At 46.0% G+C, this 2,464-nt stretch carries 4 protein-coding genes and 1 pseudogene; all 5 read right to left on the bottom strand.

Features of this window, described 5'->3' with window-relative positions:
- Positions 1 to 167: pseudogene (locus ACFIJ7_RS09320) on the bottom strand (major capsid protein); the annotation flags it as partial.
- 12 nt (positions 168 to 179) lie between these two features.
- A complete protein-coding gene (locus ACFIJ7_RS09315) occupies positions 180 to 548 on the bottom strand; it encodes a head decoration protein (protein WP_375645169.1) in 369 nt (122 codons plus the stop codon).
- Positions 545 to 697: a hypothetical protein gene (locus ACFIJ7_RS09310; protein ID WP_375645168.1), complete on the bottom strand. Its 153-nt coding sequence runs from the start codon at positions 695 to 697 to the stop codon at positions 545 to 547. Before ACFIJ7_RS09310 ends, ACFIJ7_RS09315 begins: the two co-directional genes overlap by 4 nt.
- Positions 698 to 807: 110 nt before the next feature.
- The gene (locus tag ACFIJ7_RS09305; protein ID WP_375645167.1) at positions 808 to 1,878 is read right to left on the bottom strand and encodes a S49 family peptidase; all 1,071 of its coding nucleotides are present in this window, start codon (positions 1,876 to 1,878) and stop codon (positions 808 to 810) included.
- Positions 1,868 to 2,464: phage portal protein (locus tag ACFIJ7_RS09300; protein ID WP_375645166.1), on the bottom strand; the 597-nt coding region annotated here is incomplete at its 5' end. The genes ACFIJ7_RS09300 and ACFIJ7_RS09305, both read right to left, overlap by 11 nt.

Raw genomic sequence — 2,464 nt, 5'->3', positions numbered from 1 at the left:
GAAAATGTATTATCACGCCGTTCAATCCCAACCACTGTGGTACTGGTTTCAACTTCCTCAAAAAGATTAAGAGAGCTTACAAGACCAGGTTGAAACTCATAGTTTTCAATGGCTTTCATCATTGTGATGCTTGAGAAAGCATCATGTTTAAAAAAATTCATATCCATGTGTGCATTCTCCTATCGCAATAGAATGTTGTTATGGTCTTCTAAAGACTGAATGGCTGCTTTCTTTTGCTCATCCGTGATGGCATCTGGCCATAGCAGTTCAGAAGCTTTTACAGTGCATAAGCGTGCTGTAATCACGGCGCGTTGATCTGCGCCTGTTGCGTCAATAGTGGCAAAAGAAATCCCTGCCGGTGTTTGACTGCCATCTGATGCTGCTGGATTAAGGGGGGCATAGTGTCCCGTTGCGGTTATCTTTCCCATGACAGTTCCCGCTTCAATGAATGCTCCTGATGCAAACACCACTTCTTCGTTTGACATGTCAGGGTCGTAGGGTCCAAGATAAGCGCCATTGCGTACGTCGTCATAAATAATATTCGTCATTTCACTGCCCTCCAAGCTGCTTCCCATTTTGCGTGAATCTTTGCCTTGCTCGTCCCATCACTATGAGGGGCATAAGGCGAGACTTTTAAAGACTCGCTTTGAGAGCTAGCAGCCGTCAACACACACTGGCGTGCTTTCTCGAGACTCATACCGTTTTGAATAGCTTTTGCTGCGTCAAAAGAAACGCCTAAGTGCTTTGCTTGCCTTTCAAGGGTTGTTAGTGCTTTTGCGCGCTTTCTTTCTTTTTCAAGAGCAGCTTTTATGTTTTCCTGCTTGGCCCCATTGTCTTCATCTTCATCTTCGTTTTCTTCGTCGTCAAAGATTTCGGCGTTTTTGTCGACGTCACTATCGTCTTCGTCCTCTTCCTCGTCATTGATGATGTCGACGATCTTTTCGTCATCCTCTTCTTCAGCGCGGTATTGTGTGCGTGCCATGTGTTTTGTCCTTCTTTTGTTGTTGATGTTGGGTTTTGTGATATGGAATCCGTTAAGGCTTCCAAAGCTTGCGCAAGGGTGCCTTGCGCATCTGCTAATCCAAGTTTGAGAGCTTGGTTGCCTATAAAAGTTTCTGCTTTTGTGTCACGAATTGCAGCAGCATTTAAGCGTCTGTTTTGCGCCACCAAATCGACAAACATCTCGTAGAGCAGGGCGCAATCGGCTTGCATTTTTATCTGTGCTGTATCGCTCAAGGGTTCATGAGGGTTGCCATGGGTTTTGTGATCACCTTCAAAGACAAAGGTCCATTTATGCCCGTGTTTTTCATCTGCACGGGATTGGTCAAGATGGGCGCAAACAACCCCAATCGAGCCCACAACCCCTGTACGAGCTACCCATATTTGAGAAGCAGCACAAGCAATGGCATAAGCCGCTGAACAGGCAAATTCATTGGCATGTGCCCAAATGGGCTTGTCGTATTGTTTTGAGAGTGTTTGAAACTCTTCAACCAAATCAAACACACCGCCGGCTTCTCCACCGCCGCTGTCAATATCAAGTAAAACAGCGCGAACATCAGGTTGTGCAATGGCTTCACGAAAAGAAGCCCTTAAACCTTCATAAGAGGTTAGCCCCGATAAAGCCCCAAGCCATGCGCCACGGCGCACAAGCGTGCCATGAACTGGTAGGATGGCAATATTGTTTTGTACTACATAAGTTTCAGGGGGTCTTAAAGCTTCTGTATCCCCTTGCGCAAAAGCCTTAGGGGGAAACTTTTCTCCCTCAAAAAGACGCGGCGTAAGAGCATTCAAAATGATATCAAGCTTTGTCGATGCAAGCATATGAGGAACACCAAAAAGCCGTGATGCCAAAAACGGCATGTCGAGATTATTCACCATTTGTATGTGCCTCACTGCCTTGGTTACTTTCATAAGTTTCAGAAGGTTCTGAATCTGCTGTATCAATTACTTGATTGCTACCAGAGGGCGCTGCCATATCCGTGTCAAAAGATAAGCCGCGCGCACGAGCGTCTGTGTGCTCTTCTTGCAGTTCGGCATGAATGCTGTCGATATCAAAGCCGCGCTCGGCAAGTGCCATGCGTCGTGTTTTCAAGCCTGCACGGATTTCTTCTTTTTCCGCTGAGATATCCTTGTTTGGATCAATCATTTCAAGGGGAGGTGCAAAGCTTTCACATTGAAGCCATGGCAAGGAATTTTCTTCCCACCCTGGCAAATTGACGCATTTGACAAGCACTGCCATTTCAACAAAACGCTCCCAAACAATGCGGTTAAACTGAAAGGCAATGATATGTTCACGCCATTGTTTGACGTGCCGTCTAAACTGAATGATGGAGGTGCGTACATTTGAAAAATTCCCCCGCGTAACGTCTCCAGTCACAACGGCATAAGGCATATTAAGTGCTGCACAAATTTTCAAGATATTGCGAAATTGAAAAGCCTCATAAGAGCCACCAACCTCAACAGG

This window comes from Bartonella sp. MR100HLJHH, from assembly GCF_042194215.1.
Taxonomy (GTDB): domain Bacteria; phylum Pseudomonadota; class Alphaproteobacteria; order Rhizobiales; family Rhizobiaceae; genus Bartonella; species Bartonella grahamii.
The sequence above is the reverse complement of the archived record's forward strand: the minus strand, read 5'-3'. Positions and strand labels throughout refer to the sequence as shown.